General features: G+C 71.0%; 18 protein-coding genes. 12 read left to right on the top strand and 6 right to left on the bottom strand.

The window, feature by feature from the left end:
* Window positions 1-168: 168 nt before the first annotated feature.
* From B9S64_RS20655 to B9S64_RS20620, 8 genes are all read left to right on the top strand, one after another.
* Window positions 169-642, top strand: a complete 474-nt coding sequence (locus tag B9S64_RS20655; RefSeq protein WP_103490062.1) for a 2-oxo-4-hydroxy-4-carboxy-5-ureidoimidazoline decarboxylase — start codon at window positions 169-171, stop codon at window positions 640-642.
* A 192-nt stretch (window positions 643-834) separates the two neighbouring features.
* Window positions 835-1,215 carry a succinate dehydrogenase, cytochrome b556 subunit gene (gene sdhC, locus B9S64_RS20650; RefSeq protein ID WP_014047903.1) on the top strand — a complete coding sequence of 127 codons (381 nt, stop codon included), beginning with the start codon at window positions 835-837 and terminating at the stop codon, window positions 1,213-1,215.
* A 5-nt stretch (window positions 1,216-1,220) separates the two neighbouring features.
* Window positions 1,221-1,703: a succinate dehydrogenase hydrophobic membrane anchor subunit gene (locus B9S64_RS20645; RefSeq protein ID WP_028439143.1), complete on the top strand. Its 483-nt coding sequence runs from the start codon at window positions 1,221-1,223 to the stop codon at window positions 1,701-1,703.
* 29 nt (window positions 1,704-1,732) lie between these two features.
* The gene (sdhA, locus tag B9S64_RS20640) at window positions 1,733-3,487 is read left to right on the top strand and encodes a succinate dehydrogenase flavoprotein subunit (protein ID WP_103490055.1); all 1,755 of its coding nucleotides are present in this window, start codon (window positions 1,733-1,735) and stop codon (window positions 3,485-3,487) included.
* Complete coding sequence (locus B9S64_RS20635) at window positions 3,487-4,254, top strand: succinate dehydrogenase iron-sulfur subunit (RefSeq protein ID WP_103490054.1); 768 nt, start codon at window positions 3,487-3,489, stop codon at window positions 4,252-4,254. The genes sdhA and B9S64_RS20635 overlap by 1 nt, the downstream gene beginning before the upstream one ends.
* Window positions 4,255-4,448: 194 nt before the next feature.
* On the top strand, window positions 4,449-5,063 hold the full coding sequence (locus tag B9S64_RS20630; RefSeq protein ID WP_103490053.1) for a hypothetical protein: 615 nt from the start codon (window positions 4,449-4,451) through the stop codon (window positions 5,061-5,063).
* A gap of 11 nt (window positions 5,064-5,074) precedes the next feature.
* A complete protein-coding gene (locus B9S64_RS20625) occupies window positions 5,075-6,004 on the top strand; it encodes a hypothetical protein (RefSeq protein WP_103505043.1) in 930 nt (309 codons plus the stop codon).
* 10 nt (window positions 6,005-6,014) lie between these two features.
* Window positions 6,015-6,728 carry a TetR/AcrR family transcriptional regulator gene (locus tag B9S64_RS20620; RefSeq protein WP_103488498.1) on the top strand — a complete coding sequence of 238 codons (714 nt, stop codon included), beginning with the start codon at window positions 6,015-6,017 and terminating at the stop codon, window positions 6,726-6,728.
* Here the strand turns inward: B9S64_RS20620 and B9S64_RS20615 are convergent.
* The 3 genes from B9S64_RS20615 to B9S64_RS35125 all read right to left on the bottom strand — a co-directional run bounded on the left by B9S64_RS20615 (window position 6,715) and on the right by B9S64_RS35125 (window position 10,189).
* On the bottom strand, window positions 6,715-8,268 hold the full coding sequence (locus B9S64_RS20615; protein ID WP_103488499.1) for an ABC transporter substrate-binding protein: 1,554 nt from the start codon (window positions 8,266-8,268) through the stop codon (window positions 6,715-6,717). The two genes, B9S64_RS20620 and B9S64_RS20615, sit on opposite strands and share 14 nt — an antisense overlap.
* Window positions 8,269-8,525: 257 nt before the next feature.
* Window positions 8,526-9,896: a metallophosphoesterase gene (locus B9S64_RS20610; protein ID WP_109492084.1), complete on the bottom strand. Its 1,371-nt coding sequence runs from the start codon at window positions 9,894-9,896 to the stop codon at window positions 8,526-8,528.
* A gap of 47 nt (window positions 9,897-9,943) precedes the next feature.
* On the bottom strand, window positions 9,944-10,189 hold the full coding sequence (locus B9S64_RS35125; RefSeq protein WP_028439151.1) for an SCO4848 family membrane protein: 246 nt from the start codon (window positions 10,187-10,189) through the stop codon (window positions 9,944-9,946).
* Window positions 10,190-10,334: 145 nt separating this feature from the next.
* Here B9S64_RS35125 and B9S64_RS20600 point away from each other — a divergent pair, with 145 nt between their 5' ends.
* Window positions 10,335-11,558: a D-alanyl-D-alanine carboxypeptidase family protein gene (locus tag B9S64_RS20600; protein ID WP_258317574.1), complete on the top strand. Its 1,224-nt coding sequence runs from the start codon at window positions 10,335-10,337 to the stop codon at window positions 11,556-11,558.
* Here the strand turns inward: B9S64_RS20600 and B9S64_RS20595 are convergent.
* Window positions 11,506-12,522, bottom strand: a complete 1,017-nt coding sequence (locus B9S64_RS20595) for a YihY/virulence factor BrkB family protein (protein WP_109492082.1) — start codon at window positions 12,520-12,522, stop codon at window positions 11,506-11,508. The genes B9S64_RS20600 and B9S64_RS20595 overlap by 53 nt on opposite strands.
* 128 nt (window positions 12,523-12,650) lie before the next feature.
* On the opposite strand from B9S64_RS20595, the gene B9S64_RS20590 reads away from it, so the two are divergent.
* Together B9S64_RS20590 and B9S64_RS20585 are read left to right on the top strand one after the other, a co-directional pair.
* Complete coding sequence (locus tag B9S64_RS20590; RefSeq protein ID WP_103492885.1) at window positions 12,651-14,000, top strand: FAD-binding oxidoreductase; 1,350 nt, start codon at window positions 12,651-12,653, stop codon at window positions 13,998-14,000.
* A 37-nt stretch (window positions 14,001-14,037) separates the two neighbouring features.
* The gene (locus B9S64_RS20585) at window positions 14,038-14,796 is read left to right on the top strand and encodes a decaprenylphospho-beta-D-erythro-pentofuranosid-2-ulose 2-reductase (protein ID WP_103492886.1); all 759 of its coding nucleotides are present in this window, start codon (window positions 14,038-14,040) and stop codon (window positions 14,794-14,796) included.
* 35 nt (window positions 14,797-14,831) lie between these two features.
* Here the strand turns inward: B9S64_RS20585 and B9S64_RS20580 are convergent, their stop codons facing one another.
* Window positions 14,832-15,422 carry a 2'-5' RNA ligase family protein gene (locus B9S64_RS20580; RefSeq protein WP_103492887.1) on the bottom strand — a complete coding sequence of 197 codons (591 nt, stop codon included), beginning with the start codon at window positions 15,420-15,422 and terminating at the stop codon, window positions 14,832-14,834.
* A 126-nt stretch (window positions 15,423-15,548) separates the two neighbouring features.
* On the bottom strand, window positions 15,549-16,562 hold the full coding sequence (gene trpS / locus B9S64_RS20575; protein ID WP_103492888.1) for a tryptophan--tRNA ligase: 1,014 nt from the start codon (window positions 16,560-16,562) through the stop codon (window positions 15,549-15,551).
* A gap of 222 nt (window positions 16,563-16,784) precedes the next feature.
* Between trpS and rocD the strand changes: the two genes are divergently transcribed.
* Window positions 16,785-17,990 (top strand): ornithine--oxo-acid transaminase, encoded by a 1,206-nt coding sequence (gene rocD, locus B9S64_RS20570; RefSeq protein ID WP_037878934.1) that lies wholly within the window; start codon window positions 16,785-16,787, stop codon window positions 17,988-17,990.
* Window positions 17,991-18,033: the final 43 nt, after the last annotated feature.

Genomic DNA, 18,033 nt, shown 5'->3' with positions numbered 1-18,033 from the left:
CTGGTCCAGGACCACGGCCCGGTCCAGGGCCACGGTCCCGTGCAGGGCCACGGCTCCGTCCCGGTTCCGCAGGAGACCCGGACCCGGAACCCGGTCCGGACCCCCGCCCGGACCCCGGTTCCGGAACCAGTCTCCGCGAGCACCCGCACCAGTGCCCACTCGAAGGGGCTGGGCCGCTTCAACGGCTGGACGGGCGACCTCGCCGAAGCGGCCCTGCTGGAGTGCTGCGGCAGCCGCCGCTGGGCGCAGCGGATGGCGGCCCACCGCCCGTACCCGGACCTGGCCTCGCTGCTGGCCGCCTCCGACGAGGCGGGGTACGACCTCGGCCCCACCGACATCGCCGAGGCGCTCGCCGCCGAGTGCGCGCCCTGCCTGCACCACGAGGCGCCCCGCGCGGCCCACCTCGCGCTCCGGGCGGCGCACGCCGCGTACGAGCACAGCTTCGGACACGTGTTCGTCATCTGCATGGACGGGGTGCCGCCCTCCCAGCACGTGGACCAGGTCCTCACCGCCATCCGGGCCCGGCTGGCCAACGACCCCGACGAGGAGCGTTCGCTCACCGCGGAGGAGATGCGACGACTCGCCCGGGGACGCATCATCGAGCTCGTGACCGCCGCGGGACGGCCGGATCCGCTGCTCTGACCAGGGCGTATAAGGCCCGCAATAGCCCGTCCGTGCCCGTTTGGCTGCCACTTTGATCACACCTCCAGGCCCCGCCGCCATGGAACCGACAAACCGTCGCTACGATGGCCGGGGCCGGTGGACCGTACCCGGCCGGGTCAGACCGACAGTCAAGCCGGCCGACCCCGATCCCCGCTCCCGGAGGGTTTTTCCGTGCCGGCTGGAACGCTGTACCGCGGCCGGGAAGGCATGTGGTCCTGGGTGGCTCATCGAGTCACCGGTGTCCTCATTTTCTTCTTCCTGTTCGTACACGTCCTGGACACCGCTCTCGTGCGTGTCTCCCCCGAGGCGTACGACGAGGTCGTGGCCACCTACAAGACCCCGCTCGTGGCCCTGCTCGAGTACGGCCTGGTGGCCGCCATCCTCTTCCACGCCCTGAACGGTCTCCGGATCGTCGCCGTGGACTTCTGGGCCAAGGGCCCGCGCCACCAGAAGACGATGCTCTGGACCGTCCTGGGCATCTGGATCGTGCTGATGGTCGGGGCCCTGTACCCCGTCCTCGGCCACGCCGTACGCGAAGTCTTCGGGAGCTGAGGCCCATGTCCGCCGAGACCTCTTCCTCGTCCGCCATCAGCGACGTCGAGGGCGTGAGCCTGTACGACGTCGATCACCCCGCGCCGGTGATCGAGCCCCCGCGCAAGCGCACGGGCAAGACGCCCAAGGGCTCGCGTACCAACTTCGAGATGTACGCCTGGCTCTTCATGCGCCTGTCGGGCATCGTGCTGGTCGTCCTCGTCATCGGCCACCTGCTGATCCAGCTGGTGCTGGACGGCGGCGTCTCCAAGATCGGCTTCGCCTTCGTGGCCGGCCGCTGGGCCTCGCCGTTCTGGCAGGTCTGGGACCTGGCGATGCTGTGGCTCGCCATGCTGCACGGCGCCAACGGCCTCCGTACGGTCATCAACGACTACGCCGAACGGGACAACACCCGCTTCTGGCTGAAGATGCTCCTGTACACCGCCACGGTGTTCACCGTCCTGCTGGGCACGCTGGTGATCTTCACCTTCGACCCGAACATCCGCTAGGCGCCGGGACAGAGGGACCAGAGGAAACCATGCAGATCCACAAGTACGACACCGTCATCGTCGGCGCCGGCGGCGCCGGCATGCGCGCGGCCATCGAGTCGACCAAGCGCAGCCGTACCGCCGTGCTGACGAAGCTCTACCCCACCCGCTCCCACACGGGCGCCGCGCAGGGCGGCATGGCCGCCGCGCTGGCCAACGTGGAGGAGGACAACTGGGAGTGGCACACCTTCGACACGATCAAGGGCGGCGACTACCTGGTCGACCAGGACGCCGCCGAGATCCTCGCGAAGGAGGCCATCGACGCCGTCCTCGACCTGGAGAAGATGGGCCTGCCGTTCGGCCGTACGCCCGAGGGCAAGATCGACCAGCGCCGCTTCGGCGGTCACTCCCGCAACCACGGTGAGGCCCCGGTCCGTCGCGCCTGCTACTCGGGCGACCGCACCGGCCACATGATCCTCCAGACGCTGTACCAGAACTGCGTCAAGGAGGGCGTGGAGTTCTTCAACGAGTTCTACGTCCTGGACCAGCTGGTCGTCGAGGAGGACGGCGTCAAGAAGTCCGCCGGCGTCGTCGCCTACGAGCTGGCCACCGGCGAGATCCACGTCTTCCAGGCGAAGTCGGTCATCTACGCCTCGGGCGGCACCGGCAAGTTCTTCAAGGTGACGTCGAACGCGCACACCCTGACCGGTGACGGCCAGGCCGCCTGCTACCGCCGGGGTCTGCCGCTGGAGGACATGGAGTTCTTCCAGTTCCACCCGACGGGCATCTGGCGCATGGGCATCCTGCTGACGGAGGGCGCCCGCGGTGAGGGCGGCATCCTCCGCAACAAGGACGGCGAGCGCTTCATGGAGAAGTACGCGCCGGTCATGAAGGACCTCGCGTCCCGTGACGTCGTCTCCCGCTCCATCTACACGGAGATCCGCGAGGGCCGCGGCTGCGGCCCCGAGGGCGACCACGTCTACCTCGACCTCACGCACCTCCCGCCGGAGCAGCTGGACGCCAAGCTCCCGGACATCACCGAGTTCGCGCGCACCTACCTCGGTATCGAGCCCTACACGGACCCGATCCCGATCCAGCCGACCGCGCACTACGCCATGGGCGGCATCCCGACCAACGTCGAGGGCGAGGTGCTGGCCGACAACACCACCGTCGTGCCGGGCCTGTACGCCGCCGGCGAGGTCGCCTGTGTCTCCGTGCACGGCGCCAACCGCCTCGGCACCAACTCGCTGCTCGACATCAACGTCTTCGGACGCCGTTCGGGTATCGCCGCCGCCGAGTACTCCGCGAAGAACGACTTCGTCGAGCTTCCCGAGAACCCGGCGCAGCTGGTCCAGGACCAGGTCGAGCGGCTGCGGAACTCCACGGGCACCGAGCGCGTCGCCGCGCTGCGCCAGGAGCTCCAGGAGTGCATGGACGCCAACGTGATGGTGTTCCGCACCGAGCAGACGATCAAGGCCGCGGTCGACAAGATCGCCGAGCTGCGCAGGCGCTACCTGGACGTGTCCATCCAGGACAAGGGCAAGCGGTTCAACACCGACCTGCTGGAGGCCGTCGAGCTGGGCAACCTGCTCGACCTGGCCGAGGTCATGGCGACCTCCGCGCTGGCCCGCAAGGAGTCCCGCGGCGGTCACTACCGCGAGGACTACCCGAACCGCGACGACGTCAACTTCATGCGCCACACCATGGCGTACCGCGAGGTCGCGGACGACGGCACCGAGTCGATCCGGCTCGACTACAAGCCGGTCGTCACGACCCGCTACCAGCCGATGGAGCGTAAGTACTGATGGCTACCCCGACCCTGGAGAAGAACGGCACCGCCGAGGCCGGCTTCGCCGACACCCCGTACATCACGGCCACGTTCCGGATCCGCCGGTTCAACCCGGAGGTCTCGGACGAGGCCCAGTGGCAGGACTTCCAGATCTCGATCGACCCGAAGGAGCGTGTCCTTGACGCCCTTCACAAGATCAAGTGGGAGCTGGACGGCACCCTGACGTTCCGCCGTTCCTGCGCGCACGGCATCTGCGGCTCCGACGCGATGCGGATCAACGGCAAGAACAGGCTCGCCTGCAAGACGCTGATCAAGGACATCAGCCCGGAGAAGCCGATCCTGATCGAGGCCATCAAGGGCCTCACGGTCCTCAAGGACCTCGTGGTCGACATGGACCCGTTCTTCCAGGCCTACCGCGACGTCATGCCCTTCCTCATCACCAAGGGCAACGAGCCGACCCGTGAGAGGCTCCAGTCCCCCGAGGACCGCGAGCGCTTCGACGACACCACCAAGTGCATCCTGTGCGCCGCGTGCACGTCCTCGTGCCCGGTGTTCTGGAACGACGGGCAGTACTTCGGCCCGGCGGCCATCGTCAACGCGCACCGGTTCATCTTCGACTCGCGTGACGAGGGCGGCGAGCAGCGCCTGGAGATCCTCAACGACCGTGACGGTGTGTGGCGTTGCCGCACGACGTTCAACTGCACGGACGCCTGCCCCCGTGGCATCGAGGTCACCAAGGCGATCCAGGAGGTCAAGCGCGCGCTGATCACACGCCGCTTCTGACCCGACGGCCCGTCCGGGTCCGTCCGTCGTACCGCGGAGACCCCGTCTCCCCGCACCGTCCGTGCGGGAGGCGGGGTCTCCTGCTGCGTCGCGGGGGCGGGAACGGTACGGTCATGCGGGGCCGGTGACCGGCCCGCGGCTCCCGACGTGACACGCGGTGGGAGCGGATGACTTGATGGAGAACGGGGAACGTCGTGAGCGATCCGAATCCGTACGCGGACGACTCATACAAGTGGGGCCCGCCCCAGCAGCCGGGCAACCCGCCGACGATGCCGGACGGACCGGGCCAGGGCTTCGGCTTCACGGCGCCGGGTGCGGCTCCCGCGTACGGCTACCCGCAGCCGCTGCCCGACTCGGCCGCGCAGCCGGGCCCCGGGTACGGCTACCCGGGCCCCGGCGGGCAGCCGACGCAGCCCGGCTACAACCCCACGGCGCAGCAGCCGGGTCAGGGGTATCCGGGCGGTGGGACGGCGATGCTGTCGTTCGGTGACATCACCGTCATGAACGACGGCATCGTGACGCCGTCGGGCACCATGCCGCTCAAGGGCGCGGTGTGGACGGCGACCGACATGTCGCGCACGGAGGAGAAGATCCCGACCGTGGCGATCGTGCTCGCCATCGTGTTCGCGCTGTTCTGTCTGGTCGGTCTGCTCTTCCTCCTGATGAAGGAGAAGAAGACGACGGGCTTCGTCCAGGTCACGGTGACCAGTGGGGGGCGCCACCACTCGACCATGATCCCGGCCAACGGTCCCGAGACCTTCCAGATGGTCATGGCGCAGGTCAACACCGCCCGGTCGATGAGCGCCTGAGCCGATCTCCCGTGGCCCGCCTCCATCACACCGTCACCGTCGCGGCCCTCGACCGCTCCTGGTTCGAGGAGTGCGCGGCGCTCCTCCTGGACGTCGTGGAGTCCACCCGTACGGGGCCGGGCGGCACCCTGCTGGAGGGCGGTGAACCCGTGCCGGGCGTACGGCTGGTGAGGGGCCGTCACCTGCGCGCGGGGGCCCGGTACACGGTCACCCAGGCCCCGGCTCCGCCCGCGCCCGGCAGGGCGCCCCAGGCCCCCGCCGGGACGCTGACGGTGGGCATACGGGAGTGGCGGCGCTCGACCGCGATCGCGGTGGAGCAGCGGGTGGCGTCGGCCGAGGCCGCGGGACGGGTGACGCTACGCCTGCGCACCCCCGACCGGCCGTCGGGGCTGGAGGCGGCCTGCACCCTGCGCAGTCCCGCCGGGGGCTTCCTCCAGCGGATCTCCGGGCGCGCGAGGTGCGACCTGGCCGCCTGGTGGGCGGCGGTGGCGGCGCCTCCCGGCGCGCTTCCGGCGGCCCGGCCCCCGGTGTCGGCGCGTGCCCGGCACCCGCTCGGGCGCGCGGACCTGTCGATCACCGTCCGTCCGGCCGGCGACGGGGCGCGGAGGACCGGTGCGGAAGCGCCGGAGGCCGGTGCGCGGAAGGCCGGCAAGGACGCCCGGAAGGCCGGTGCGGAGGCGTGGGAGGCCGCCGGTGTGGGGGCCTGGGAGGTGGGCGTCCTCGTGACCGTGCGCGGGCGGGCGCTGCTGCGGCCGCCCGCCGCGCTCGCGCTGCTGCTGTTCCGGATCCCCCTGAAGCGCGCGTTCCGTCAGGGGATCGAGGAGGCGGCCGCCCGGTGGAACGAGGTGGTGGACGCGGGTCTGCCCTCCCCCGGGGAGTTGCGGGCGGAGTTCACCGAGGCCGTGGCGACACGGAATCCGGGGGACCCGGGCCCCGGATAGCCTGGGGACCGTGGCGAAGGAAGAGAAGACGGCGAAGGCCCCGAAGAGCGAGCAGACCCGCACCCTGATCCTGGAGACAGCCCTCAGACTCTTCGAGGAACGCGGGTACGACAGGACGACCATGCGTGCCGTCGCCCAGGAGGCCGGGGTCTCCGTGGGGAACGCGTACTACTACTTCGCCTCGAAGGAACACCTGGTCCAGGGCTTCTACGACCGGATCGCGGCCGATCACGCGGCGGCGGTGCGGCCGGTCCTGGACGGGGACCCGGATCTCGCCGTACGCATCCGGGGCGTCCTGCTGGGCTGGCTGGACGTGGCCCAGCCGTACCACCGCTTCGCCGCCCAGTTCTTCAAGAACGCCGCCGACCCGGAGAGCCCGCTCTCGCCGTTCTCCGAGGACTCGGCCGCCGCCCGCGAGGCGGTGATCTCCCTCCACGAGCGCTGCCTGTCCGGGTCCAGCACCCGGTACGACCCGGAACTGGGCCCGATACTGCCGCAGTTGATGTGGCTGATGCAGATGGGGCTGGTGCTCTTCTGGGTCTACGACCGGAGCGAGGGCGCGGCGCGCAGCCGCCGGCTGGTGGAGCGCACCGCGCCGCTGGCCGCACGGGCGATCGCGCTCTCCCGGTTCCGGGTGCTGCGACCGCTCGTGCGGCAACTCCACGAGGTGCTGGTGGAGTTCATGCCCGGGGCCCGTGCGGGCGAGGGCGTCAGATCCAGCTGAGTTCCCACAGGCGCCAGATCCCGGTGCCGTCGGAGAGGTACTGGGAGCCGGAGACCTCGCTCTTGGCGACGACGTAGTCCTTCTTCTGCCACAGCGGGATCAGCGGGACGTCCTCGCCGACCAGCCGCTGAAGCTCCTTGAAGTCGTTCGAGGTGCGGCTGCGGTCGCTGTACTGCTGGGTGGCGGCGATGAGGTCGTCGACCTTCTTGCTCTGGTAGCCGTTGTTGAGGCTGTTGCCCTTGCCGACGAGCGGCTGGCTGAAGTTGTCGGAGTCCGGGAAGTCGGGGAACCATCCGACGGTGTACACGTCGTAGTCGCCGGCCGCGTACCCCTTCTGGAAGGCCGTCCACTCCACGGCCTTCTCGGTGACCTTGAACAGCCCGCTCTTCTCCAGCTGGCGGACCAGCTCGGTGCTCTCCTTCTTGTTCGCGTCGTCGTCGCGGTGCGCGAAGGTGACCGGCAGCGGGATCTGTACGCCGGCCTCCTGCATCAGCCTCTTCGCCTCGTCCTTGTCGGGGTGCGGGTAGGCGTCGAAGAAGGGAGTGCTGTGCCCGATGTAGCCCTGGGGGATCAGGGAGTACAGGGGCTCGACCGTGCTGCGGTAGACGTCGCCGACCAGCGGCCCGCGGTCGATGATCCACGCGACGGCCTGCCGGACCCGCTTGTCGGAGAACGCCGAACCGTCACGGACGTTGAAGATGAGGTTGCGGATCTCGGCGCTGCCCGCCTCGGTGATGCGCTGCGCGGTCGCACCGGGGTTGAGCTCCGCCAGGGTCTCGGCGGGCAGTTGACGGTGTGTCACATCGACGCTGCCGGCGTCCCAGGCCGCCTGGAGCTGGCTGGAGCCTTCGAAGTAGCGGATGTGGACCGGTCCGCCGGGGCTCTTCACCGCGCCCTTGTAGGCCGCGTTCGGCGTCAACTCCGCCTGGACTCCGGGCTCGTACGACTTCAGCGTGAACGGGCCCGATCCGTCGGCCTGGTTCCCGGTGCGGAGCTTGTCCTTGGGGTACTCGGCGGGGTCGACGATGGACCCGGCGCCGGTGGCGAGCTTCAGCGGGAAGGTCGCGTCACGCGCCGAGAGGTTGAAGGTGATGGTGCGCCCGTCGACCACGATCGTGTCGAGGCTGGGGAAGAGCGGCGCCGGACCGGAGTCCGCGTTGATCTTCAGGATCCGGTCGAAGGAGTACTTGACGACCTCCGCGGTGACCTTGTGACCGTTGGAGAAGGTCAGGTCGTCGCGCAGCTTGCACTGGTACGTCTGGAACTTCTGCCCGATGAAGGTGCAGCTCTCGGCCGCGTCCGGCTCCGGGACGATCGCACCGGCCTTGAAGGTCAGGAGGGACTGGTAGATGTTGCTGTAGATCGCCCAGGAACCGGCGTCGTAGGCCCCGGCCGGATCGAGGGAGCTCACCACGTCCGAGGTCCCGACCGTGACGGGATCCTTCTTCGCCTCGTCCGAGGGGAGCAGCTGCCAGGCGCCGACGCCGACAATGATCAGTACCGCGAGAATCGCGAGAATCCGTATCCGGATCGACCGCATGTTGCCGTGCTCTCCCTTACCAGCCCACCGCGGCCCATGTGCTGAGTTCGCGCACATTGCCGCATGTTCGGACTCAGCCAATCACACGATTTTCACATCTGGAAGAGCAAATGGGGTACTCACAGGGACTTGTTCGCCGAAAAACTGGATATGGCTTCGAAAGCAGGGCCACACCGCCTCCTACCAGCGACTTTCGTTGCTGGGCGTAAGGGCGGTATGCCGTTTGCGTGTTCGTTCCCAGCCATGTCCGGCAGCGTTCAGGTCCGCTTGGAGGCGAGCTCCACGACGGTGATGTCCGAGGGCGCGCCGACCCGCACCGGAGGGCCCCACGCGCCCGCGCCCCGCGACACGTACAGCTGGGTGTCACCGTACCGTTCGAGCCCCGCGACGGTGGGATTGGCCAGCTCTGCCAGCAGGTTGCCGGGCCAGAGCTGACCGCCGTGGGTGTGACCGGAGAGCTGGAGGTCGACGCCGTGCGCGACGGCGTCGTCGATGACGACCGGCTGGTGCGCGAGGAGGACGGAGGCCCGGCTCCGGTCACGGTCGCCGAGCGCGGCGGCGAAGTCCGGTCCCTGGCCCTCGCTTTCACCGGCGACGTCGTTGACGCTGGCGAGGTCGAACCCGGCGATCTCGACCCGGGCGTTCTCCAACGGCCGCAGCCCCAGCTCGCGAACGTGATCGACCCACTCGGCGGCGCCGGAGAAGTACTCGTGGTTGCCGGTGACGAAGTAGCTGCCGTGCCGCGCTTCGAGCCCGGCGAGCGGTTCGGCGGCGGTGCCGAGGTCGGCGACCGTACCGTCCACGAGGTCCCCCACCACGGCGACCAGATCGGGCGAGGTCGCGTTGATGGTGTCGACGATGCGCCGGGTGTGGGCACGGCCGAGGATCGGGCCGAGGTGGATGTCGCTGACGACCGCGATCCGGAAGCCGTGCGCGGAGCGCGGCAGCCTGGCGAGCGGGACGGTGATCCGCTTCACCCGGGGGCCGCGCAGCACCCCGTAGGTGCCGTACCCGACCGTGCCGAGCCCCGCGAGGGCGGCGGCGCCACCGACCGCCCGCGCGACGAACAGCCGCCGCGAGGGGTCGGCGGGGGTGTGCGGGGAGGGTTCCGGCGCGGGTTCCGCTTCCGGTTCCGGTACGGATTCCGGCGGCGGTGACGCGGCGGGGGCATCGGTGTCGGTCGCGGCCTCCACGGGGGCCTCCGCCGGGGCCCCCGCCGGAGTCTCCGTCGCGGAGGTGGCGGCGACGAGGGCGGCGGTACGCGGCACCGCGGCCGGTTCCGTTCCGGCGGCGGCCGTGCGCGCGGCGCGGCGCGCCAGGAGGCGCCGCAGCAGCGGCCGCGCCGCCTCGCCCACCAGCAGAGCCAGCGTCAGGTACAGCAGCACGGCCAGCCACAGATAGCCCGGCCAGGCCAGCACCCGCTGGAGCCAGAAGGGGAATCCCGCCCGCCCTCCGGCGAAGGCGCCCACGCTCAGCAGGGGCAGCACCCACACCGCGACCGTCCCGGCGCGGCGCGCGAGGCTGCCCTGGGCCGTCGTGTCACCGACGAGGCGTCGCCACACATAGCGGTGCACACCGGCCAGCAGCGCGAACACCGCGACCGCCACCAGGACGAAGACGACCACCACTTACGTTCCCCCGCTCCCCCGCCGGACCGCGTCCGTCCGTGTCTCGTTCATGTGCGTGCGCGGCGCAGTGCCCTGACACCACGGAACCCGATGACCCCGACAGCCGTCCCCAGAAGAAACGACGTCACGGCGAGCAGCAGATGGACCCAGAAGTACGCGGTCGGGTCACCCGCGTCGTCGAACGCGAGTCCGCTGCTGTCCTTCCACAGGTTCTTGACGAAAGTGATCCAGATGAACCAGCTCCACACCCCGAACACGAGCAGGAACCAGGACACGGGGCGGCTGAGCTTCATGGAATCAGTATCGCCACCGCGCTTCGGGGCCTTCGCCCGGGGTGGGCTGTCCCGGCGGTATACACGGCGGGTCAGCCTATCCGGGTCACGGTCCATGGCAACGCCATGTACGTTTCCGACCGTGCCTGCTCTAAGAAAGACCGTAATGACGGTCCTCTCTGCCGCTTTGCTGTCCGTTTGTGTCCTCAGTCCGGCCGCGGCGGCCGACAAGGACAAACCCGGCGACAAGCAGCCGAAGCCGACCGGCCCCATGTCCACCGTCGGCGGGAAGCGCCTGGGCGAGATCGGCACCCAGGTGGAGCTGGGGCCGGGGGCGCCGGTGCTGCCGAAGGACCTCACCGCCCGTTCGTGGATCGTCGCGGACGCGGAGAACGGCGAGGTGCTGGCATCGCACAACTCCCACTGGCGGCTGCCGCCCGCGTCCACGCTGAAGATGCTCTTCGCCGACACGGTCCTGCCGGCCCTCCAGCCGACCACGACCCATCTGGTGACCGAGGACGAGCTCGCCGGGGTCGGTGAGGGCAGCAGCCTGGTGGGCGTCAAGGAGGACTACACCTACACGGTCCACGACCTGTGGCTGGGGGTGTTCCTCCAGTCGGGCAACGACGCGGTGCACGTGCTGTCCTCGATGTACGGGGGTGTGGACGCGACGGTCGCGGCGATGCAGCGGCACGCGGACGAGCTCCAGGCACTCGACACCCGGGTCGTCTCCCCGGACGGCTACGACTCCCCGAAGCAGGTCTCCAGCGCGTACGACCTGACGCTCTTCGCCCGCAGCGGGATGCAGAAGGCCGACTTCCGCGAGTACGCCGCGACGGCCAGCGCGCAGTTCCCCGGGGAGAAGAAGAAGGGCAAGAAGCGGCAGTCCTTCGGCATCCAGAACACCAACCGGCTGCTCACCGGCGCCGACGGCGTGGAGCAGTACCAGGGCATCGCGGGCGTCAAGAACGGCTACACCACCCATGCCGGCAACACGTTCACCGGCATCGCCGAACGCGACGGGCGGGTGCTGCTGGTCACCGTCATGAACCCGTCGTCGGACGTGAGCCACGCCGTCTACAAGGAAGCCGCGAGCCTGCTCGACTGGGGCTTCGCCGCGAGCGGCAAGGTGACTCCGGTCGGCACCCTGGTGCCGCCGAAGTCCGCCGTCACCGAGGCCGGCAAGGGCACCGAGCCCGACGCCGGCACGACACCGGCGGCGGCCGCCGGGAAGCAGGCGGCGGCCGCGAGCGCCTCGCCCGCCGGCTCGGGGGTCTGGACCGCGCTGTCGGTCGTCGCCGGGGTGCTGGTGGTCCTGGCCGCGGGGGCGTACCTCGTCAACCGGCGGTGGCCGCTGCCCGACCTGGTGCGCCGCCTTCCCCGCCGTTGACGGACGGGTTCCCGGCGGGCGTGCCCGTGCCGGCCGGTGCGTCCGGGCCACCGGCGGGCGTGTCCGGGCCACCGGCGGGCGCGCCTGAGCCGTCCTCCGGCGCGCCCTCGCCGTCGCGCTCCGGCGTCGCCGTCCAGGCGGCGCAGACCAGCAGCAGCTTGGCGCTGAAGTTGATCCACAGCAGGAGCGCGATCGGCACGCCGAAGGCGCCGTACATGCTCTTCGAGGCGACGCCCTTCATATAGCTGCCGAGCAGCAGCTTGAGGAGTTCGAAGCCGACCGCGCCGACCAGCCCGGCGACGATCAGGCGGTGCCGGGGCGGCTCCACGCCCGGCAGCAGGGTCAGCATGTAGAGCAGCAGCAGGAAGTCCGCGCCGACCGCCACCAGCAGGGCGGCCACCTGGAGCAGCACACCCCCGGCGCCGTTCTCCGGGATGCCGATCTGCTCGGCGGTCCAGCCGATGGCCGTCGAGCCGATGGTGGTGACCGCGAGTGTGGCGAGCGCCGCGCCGCCGAGACCGAGCAGCAGACCGGCGTCCTTGAGCTTGCGGACGACGGGGTTGCCCTGCGGGGTGTCGTCCTTCTCCCAGACGGCGAGCAGGCACTCGCGCATGGACCCGATCCAGCCGATGCCGGTGAAGAGCAGCAGCGCACCGGCGACCAGTCCGACCGTGCCCGCGTGGTCCACCAGGTTGCCGATGCCCAGCTGGTCGGAGATGCCCGGCACCTGCTCGGCGAGCTGCTTCTCGATCTTGTGCAACTGCTGGTCCGACAGGAGCGCCGCACCGACCGCGGCACCGACCGCGATCAGGGGGAACAGCGCCAGGAAGCTGAGAAAGGTGATCGCCGCGGCGAGCCTGGCCCAGTGGACCCGTTCCAGCGTCTCGTACGAGCGCCAGGCGTGTGTCTCCATCAGCCGGCCGACGAGCGGGCCGACGACGGGAAGTTTTTTCAGCCAGTCCATGACGTACGCGTACCCGGCCGGCCGCGGAAAACCGGCCTCGGGGGCCGGCCGAGAAGCCAATCACCCATTTCGGTGAGGGATGTAACAAATCCCTCAAAAGGGTTTTCGTGGGCGATACGGTCACCCCCATGTCCGTCGACACGGTGTCCATGACCGGCTGGGGCCGCACCGCCCCGACGACCGCGCTCCGGTTCCGCCCCCGTACCTACGAGGAGGCGGCGATCGCCGTGACGGGCCGGGGTCCGCGCGGGGTCGTCGCCCGGGGGCTGGGCCGGGCCCACGGCGACGCGGCGCAGAACGCGGGCGGCTCGGTGATCGACATGAGCGCGCTGGACCGCGTCCACGCGATCGACCCCGCCGCCGGCACGGTCGTCTGCGACGCCGGGGTGAGCCTGCACCGGCTGATGGAGGAGCTGCTGCCGCTGGGCTGGTTCGTCCCGGTGACCCCCTCGACCCGGTTCGTCACGGTCGGCGGCGCGATCGGTGCCGACGTCCACGGCCGCAACCACCCGAGCGCGGGTTCCTTCACCCGGCATGTGCGCTCCCTGGACCTGCTGACCGCCGACGGCACGGTGCGCACGGTGCTGCCGGGCACCGGCCTGTTCGACGCGACGGCGGGCGGGCTCGGGCTGACCGGCGTCGTCCTGTCCGCCACGCTCGCGCTGCGCCCGGTCGCCACCTCGCTGATGTCCGTGGAGACCGAACGCACCACCGGTCTGGACGCGGCGCTGGCCGGGCTCGCCGCGACGGACGACCGCCTCCCGTACGCGGCCGCGCGGATCGACCTCATGGCGCGCGGGAAGGCCACCGGGCGCGCCGTCCTGACCCGGGGGGAGCACGCGCCCCTGGACGCACTCCCGGCGCGCGCCCGTCAGGCCCCGCTGGAGTTCCGCCCGGCGCGGCTGCCCGCCGCCCCGGCGTACGTACCGGAGGGGCTGCTCGGGCGGACCTCGGCGGCGCTGCTGGCCGAACTCCGCTTCCGGGGCGCGCGCGCCGTGCGCGCCCGGCGGCTCCAGCGCCTCTCCGCCTTCCTCCACCCGCTGGACGCGCTCCCCGGCTGGAACCGCCTCTACGGCCGGGGCGGCTTCGTGCAGTACCGGTTCGCGGTGGGCGAGGGCCAGGAGGAGGCCCTGCACCGGGTCGTCCGCCGGCTCTCGCTGCGGCGCTGCCCGGCCTTCCACTCCGTGCTCCAGCGGCTCGGGGAGGGCGGTTCCGGCTGGCTCTCCTTCCCGGTGCCCGGCTGGACGCTCTCCTTCGGCCTGCCGGCCGGGCTCCCCGGGCTGGCACGGCTGCTCGACCGCCTCGACGACGAGGTGGCGGCGGCCGGCGGCCGGGTCTGCCTCGCCGAGGACTCCCGGATGCGGCCGGAGACGCTGGCCGCGATGTACCCGAGGCTGGCGGACTTCCGGGCGCTGCGCGCGGAGCTGGACCCGGACGGCGCCTTCCGCTCGGACCTCTCCCGCCGCCTCGCCCTCTGACCGCCCGCCGTCCCGCCCCCGTCGCTAGGAGCTCCCCGTGAAGGACGCCTTCGGTGCCCCGCAGTCCCTGCTCGTCCTCGGCGGCACCTCGGAGATCGGCCTGGCCACGGCACGCCGGCTGATCGCCCGCCGCACCCGTACGGTCCGGCTGGCCGGGCGCCCGTCCCCCGCGCTGGAACGCGCCGCCGCCGAGCTGCGTGAACTGGGCGCCGAGGTGCGCACCGTGGCCTTCGACGCACTGGACTCCGCCTCGCACGAGGAGGTGCTCGGCAAGGTGTTCAGCGACGGCGACATCGACATGGTGCTGCTGGCCTTCGGCATCCTGGGCGACCAGACACGCGACGAGGAGGAACCGCTCAGCGCGGTCCAGGTGGCGCAGACCAACTACACCGGCGCGGTCTCCGCCGGTCTGGTGTGCGCGGGCGCCCTCCAGGCGCAGGGCCACGGTTCGCTGGTGGTGCTCTCCTCGGTGGCGGGCGAACGGGCCCGGCGCGCCGACTTCATCTACGGCTCCAGCAAGGCGGGGCTGGACGCGTTCGCCCAGGGCCTCGGGGACGCGCTGCACGGCACGGGTGTGCATGTGATGGTGGTGCGCCCCGGCTTCGTACGGACGCGGATGACCGCCGGGCGGGAGGAGGCGCCCCTCGCGACCACCCCGGGCGCCGTGGCGGACGCGATCGTGACGGGGCTGCGGCGCCGCTCCGAGACGGTGTGGGTGCCGGGCGCCCTGCGGGTGGTGATGTCGGCCCTGCGGCATGTGCCGCGCCCGCTGTTCCGGCGGCTGCCGGTGCGGTAGGGCCTGGGGTCAGGTGTGCCCGGGGGCCCGGCGGGTCAGGGGTGCAGCGAGGGCCGGTCCACCGACGAGCCGCCCTGGGCGGGTACCGCGGGTGAGCCGCCGCCGCCCCCGAACGGGAACTCCCGGATCTTGCGCCAGACGCTGTCGGTGCCCTGCTCGTACAGCGCGAAGGAACCGCAGGTCCAGGCCGCCTCGTAGGAGGAGAGCTCCTCGTACGCGCGGTCCATGGCCTCCTCGGCGATGCCGTGCGCCACGGTCACGTGCGGGTGGTACGGGAACTGGAGCTCGCGCACCAGCGGTCCCGAGCGCTCCCGGACCCGCTTCTGGAGCCAGGAGCAGGCCGAGGCGCCCTCGACGACCTGGACGAAGACGACCGGCGAGAGCGGCCGGAAGGTGCCCGTGCCGGACAGCCGCATCGGGAACGGCCGGCCCGCCGTGGCGATCTTCGCGAGGTGGGTCTCGACCGCGGGCAGGTCGGCCGCCTCGGCCTCGGTCGGCGGGAGGAGGGTGACGTGGGTGGGAATGCCGTACGCGGCAGGGTCCCCGAAGCTCGCGCGCCGCTCCTGGAGCAGGCTGCCGTAGGGCTCCGGGACCGCGATCGAAACGCCAAGCGTTACGGTCCCCACATCGTTCTCCTCTGTTGTCTGTGGCCGGTTCTCGACCCTGCCCGAGCGCCACGCCGGACGCCGTGCGTCACTCGTGCCGACGTCAGTGTGGCCCCTCGGGCAGGGATCTCGCCAGGGTCCTTGGACTCAGTGCTTGGCGGGCAGAAGTCCCATACGGTCGTACGTCCGCGCCAGCGTCTCGGCGGCGACGGTCCTGGCCTTCTCGGCGCCCTTGGCCAGAATCGAGTCCAGCGTCTCGGGGTCGTCCAGATATTCCCGCGTGCGGGTCCGGAACGGCGTGACGAACTCCACCATGACCTCGGCGAGGTCGGTCTTGAGCGCCCCGTACCCCTTCCCCTCGTACCGCCGCTCCAGGTCCGAGACGGCGGTGCCGGTGAGGGTGGAGTAGATGGTGAGGAGGTTGCTGACGCCGGGCTTCTTCTCCGCGTCGAAGCGGATCACCGTGTCCGTGTCGGTGACGGCGCTCTTCACCTTCTTGGCGGTGGCCTTCGGCTCGTCCAGCAGATTGATCAGACCCTTGGGCGTGGACGCCGACTTGCTCATCTTGACCGCCGGGTCCTGGAGGTCGTAGATCTTCGCCGTCTCCTTGAGGATGTACGGCGACGGCACGGTGAAGGTCTCCCCGAACCGGCCGTTGAAACGCTCCGCGAGGTCGCGGGTCAGCTCGATGTGCTGGCGCTGGTCCTCGCCCACCGGCACCTCGTTGGCCTGGTAGAGAAGGATGTCCGCGACCTGGAGCACCGGGTAGGTGAACAGGCCCACGGTCGCCCGGTCCGCGCCCTGTTTGGCGGACTTGTCCTTGAACTGCGTCATGCGGGACGCCTCGCCGAAGCCGGTGAGGCAGTTCATGATCCAGCCGAGCTGGGCGTGTTCGGGCACATGGCTCTGGACGAAGAGCGTGCAGCGCTCCGGGTCCAGCCCGGCGGCGAGCAGCTGGGCGGCCGCGAGCCGGGTGTTGGAGCGCAGCTCGACGGGGTCCTGCGGAACGGTGATCGCGTGCAGGTCCACCACCATGTAGAAGGCGTCGTGTGATTCCTGCAACGCCACCCACTGGCGGACCGCACCGAGGTAGTTGCCGAGGTGGAACGAGCCTGCGGTGGGCTGGATTCCGGAGAGCACGCGGGGACGATCAGAGGCCATGCCCCCATTGTCTCAGGTGCGGGGGCGTTCCCCGGCAGCCGGTGCGGGAATGCGCCGGGCGTGCGCGGCGGGCCTTGGGCACGCCGTGGGAGGGGGTGCGGGCAGGGCGTTCGGGCGGGCCGGCGAAGGCACGCCGCGCCCCGGAGGTTTCCCGGCCGGTGATCCGACCGACGATACAAAGTGGGCACACCCCGCCCACCTTTCACGACGAACGGAGATCCCGTGTCGACCACGGAGAACGCCCTCGCCTCGGCCGAGGCGCACAGCGCGCACAACTACCACCCGTTGCCGGTCGTCGTCGCGACCGCGGACGGCGCCTGGATGACCGACGTGGAGGGCCGCCGCTACCTCGACATGCTGGCCGGTTACTCGGCACTCAATTTCGGCCATGGCAACCGCCGGCTGATCGACGCGGCTCGGGCGCAGCTGGAGCGGGTGACGCTGACCTCGCGCGCCTTCCACCACGACCGCTTCGCCGACTTCTGCACCCAACTGGCCGAGCTGTGCGGCATGGAGATGGTCCTGCCCATGAACACCGGGGCGGAGGCGGTGGAGACGGCCGTGAAGACCGCCCGCAAGTGGGGCTACCGCGTCAAGGGCGTCCCGGACGGGATGGCGAAGATCATCGTGGCCGCCGACAACTTCCACGGCCGGACGACCACCGTCATCAGCTTCTCCACGGACCAGGAGGCACGCGCCGACTACGGTCCGTACACCCCGGGGTTCGAGATCGTGCCGTACGGGGATCTGACCGCGCTCGACGCGGCGATGACCGAGAACACGGTGGCGGTGCTGCTGGAGCCGATCCAGGGCGAGGCGGGCGTCCTGGTGCCGCCCGCGGGCTACATGGCCGGGGTGCGCGAGCTGACCCGGCAGCGGAACGTGCTCTTCGTCGCGGACGAGATCCAGTCGGGACTCGGGCGCACCGGGCGGACCTTCGCCCTGGAGCACGAGGGGGTCGTCCCCGACATGTACCTGCTGGGCAAGGCGCTGGGCGGCGGGGTGGTGCCGGTGTCTGCCGTGGTCTCCTCGGCCGACGTGCTGGGGGTGTTCCGGCCCGGTGAGCACGGCTCGACGTTCGGCGGGAACCCGCTGGCCTGCGCGGTCGCCCTGGAGGTGATCGCGATGCTGCGCACCGGCGAGTACCAGCAGCGGGCGGCGGAGCTGGGCGACCACCTCCACCACGAGCTGGGACTGCTGACGGGTGGCGACGCGGTGACGGCGGTGCGCGGGCGCGGGCTGTGGGCCGGGGTGGACATCTCCCCCCGCCTCGGGACCGGACGGGAGATCTCGGAGAAGCTGATGGACCGGGGCGTGCTGGTCAAGGACACCCACGGCTCCACCATCCGGATCGCCCCGCCCCTGGTCATCGGCAAGGACGACCTGGACTGGGGCCTGGACCAGCTCCGCGCCGTGCTGGCCGGCTGAGCGGGGCCGTTCCGGAGCCGGCGCCCGCTCCCGCGCGGGGGCA

This window comes from Streptomyces sp. SM18 (assembly GCF_002910775.2).
GTDB lineage: Bacteria > Actinomycetota > Actinomycetes > Streptomycetales > Streptomycetaceae > Streptomyces > Streptomyces halstedii.
The sequence above is the reverse complement of the archived record's forward strand: the minus strand, read 5'-3'. Positions and strand labels throughout refer to the sequence as shown.

Coding starts and splice junctions, on each gene's coding strand:
- B9S64_RS20615 (WP_103488499.1), bottom strand. CDS start 8,268: ATGCGGTCGATCCGGATACGGATTCTCGCGATTCTCGCGGTACTGATC.
- B9S64_RS20600 (WP_258317574.1), top strand. CDS start 10,335: ATGACGGTCCTCTCTGCCGCTTTGCTGTCCGTTTGTGTCCTCAGTCCG.
- trpS (WP_103492888.1), bottom strand. CDS start 16,562: ATGGCCTCTGATCGTCCCCGCGTGCTCTCCGGAATCCAGCCCACCGCA.
- B9S64_RS20645 (WP_028439143.1), top strand. CDS start 1,221: ATGTCCGCCGAGACCTCTTCCTCGTCCGCCATCAGCGACGTCGAGGGC.
- sdhA (WP_103490055.1), top strand. CDS start 1,733: ATGCAGATCCACAAGTACGACACCGTCATCGTCGGCGCCGGCGGCGCC.
- B9S64_RS20590 (WP_103492885.1), top strand. CDS start 12,651: ATGTCCGTCGACACGGTGTCCATGACCGGCTGGGGCCGCACCGCCCCG.
- B9S64_RS20595 (WP_109492082.1), bottom strand. CDS start 12,522: ATGGACTGGCTGAAAAAACTTCCCGTCGTCGGCCCGCTCGTCGGCCGG.
- B9S64_RS35125 (WP_028439151.1), bottom strand. CDS start 10,189: ATGAAGCTCAGCCGCCCCGTGTCCTGGTTCCTGCTCGTGTTCGGGGTG.
- B9S64_RS20635 (WP_103490054.1), top strand. CDS start 3,487: ATGGCTACCCCGACCCTGGAGAAGAACGGCACCGCCGAGGCCGGCTTC.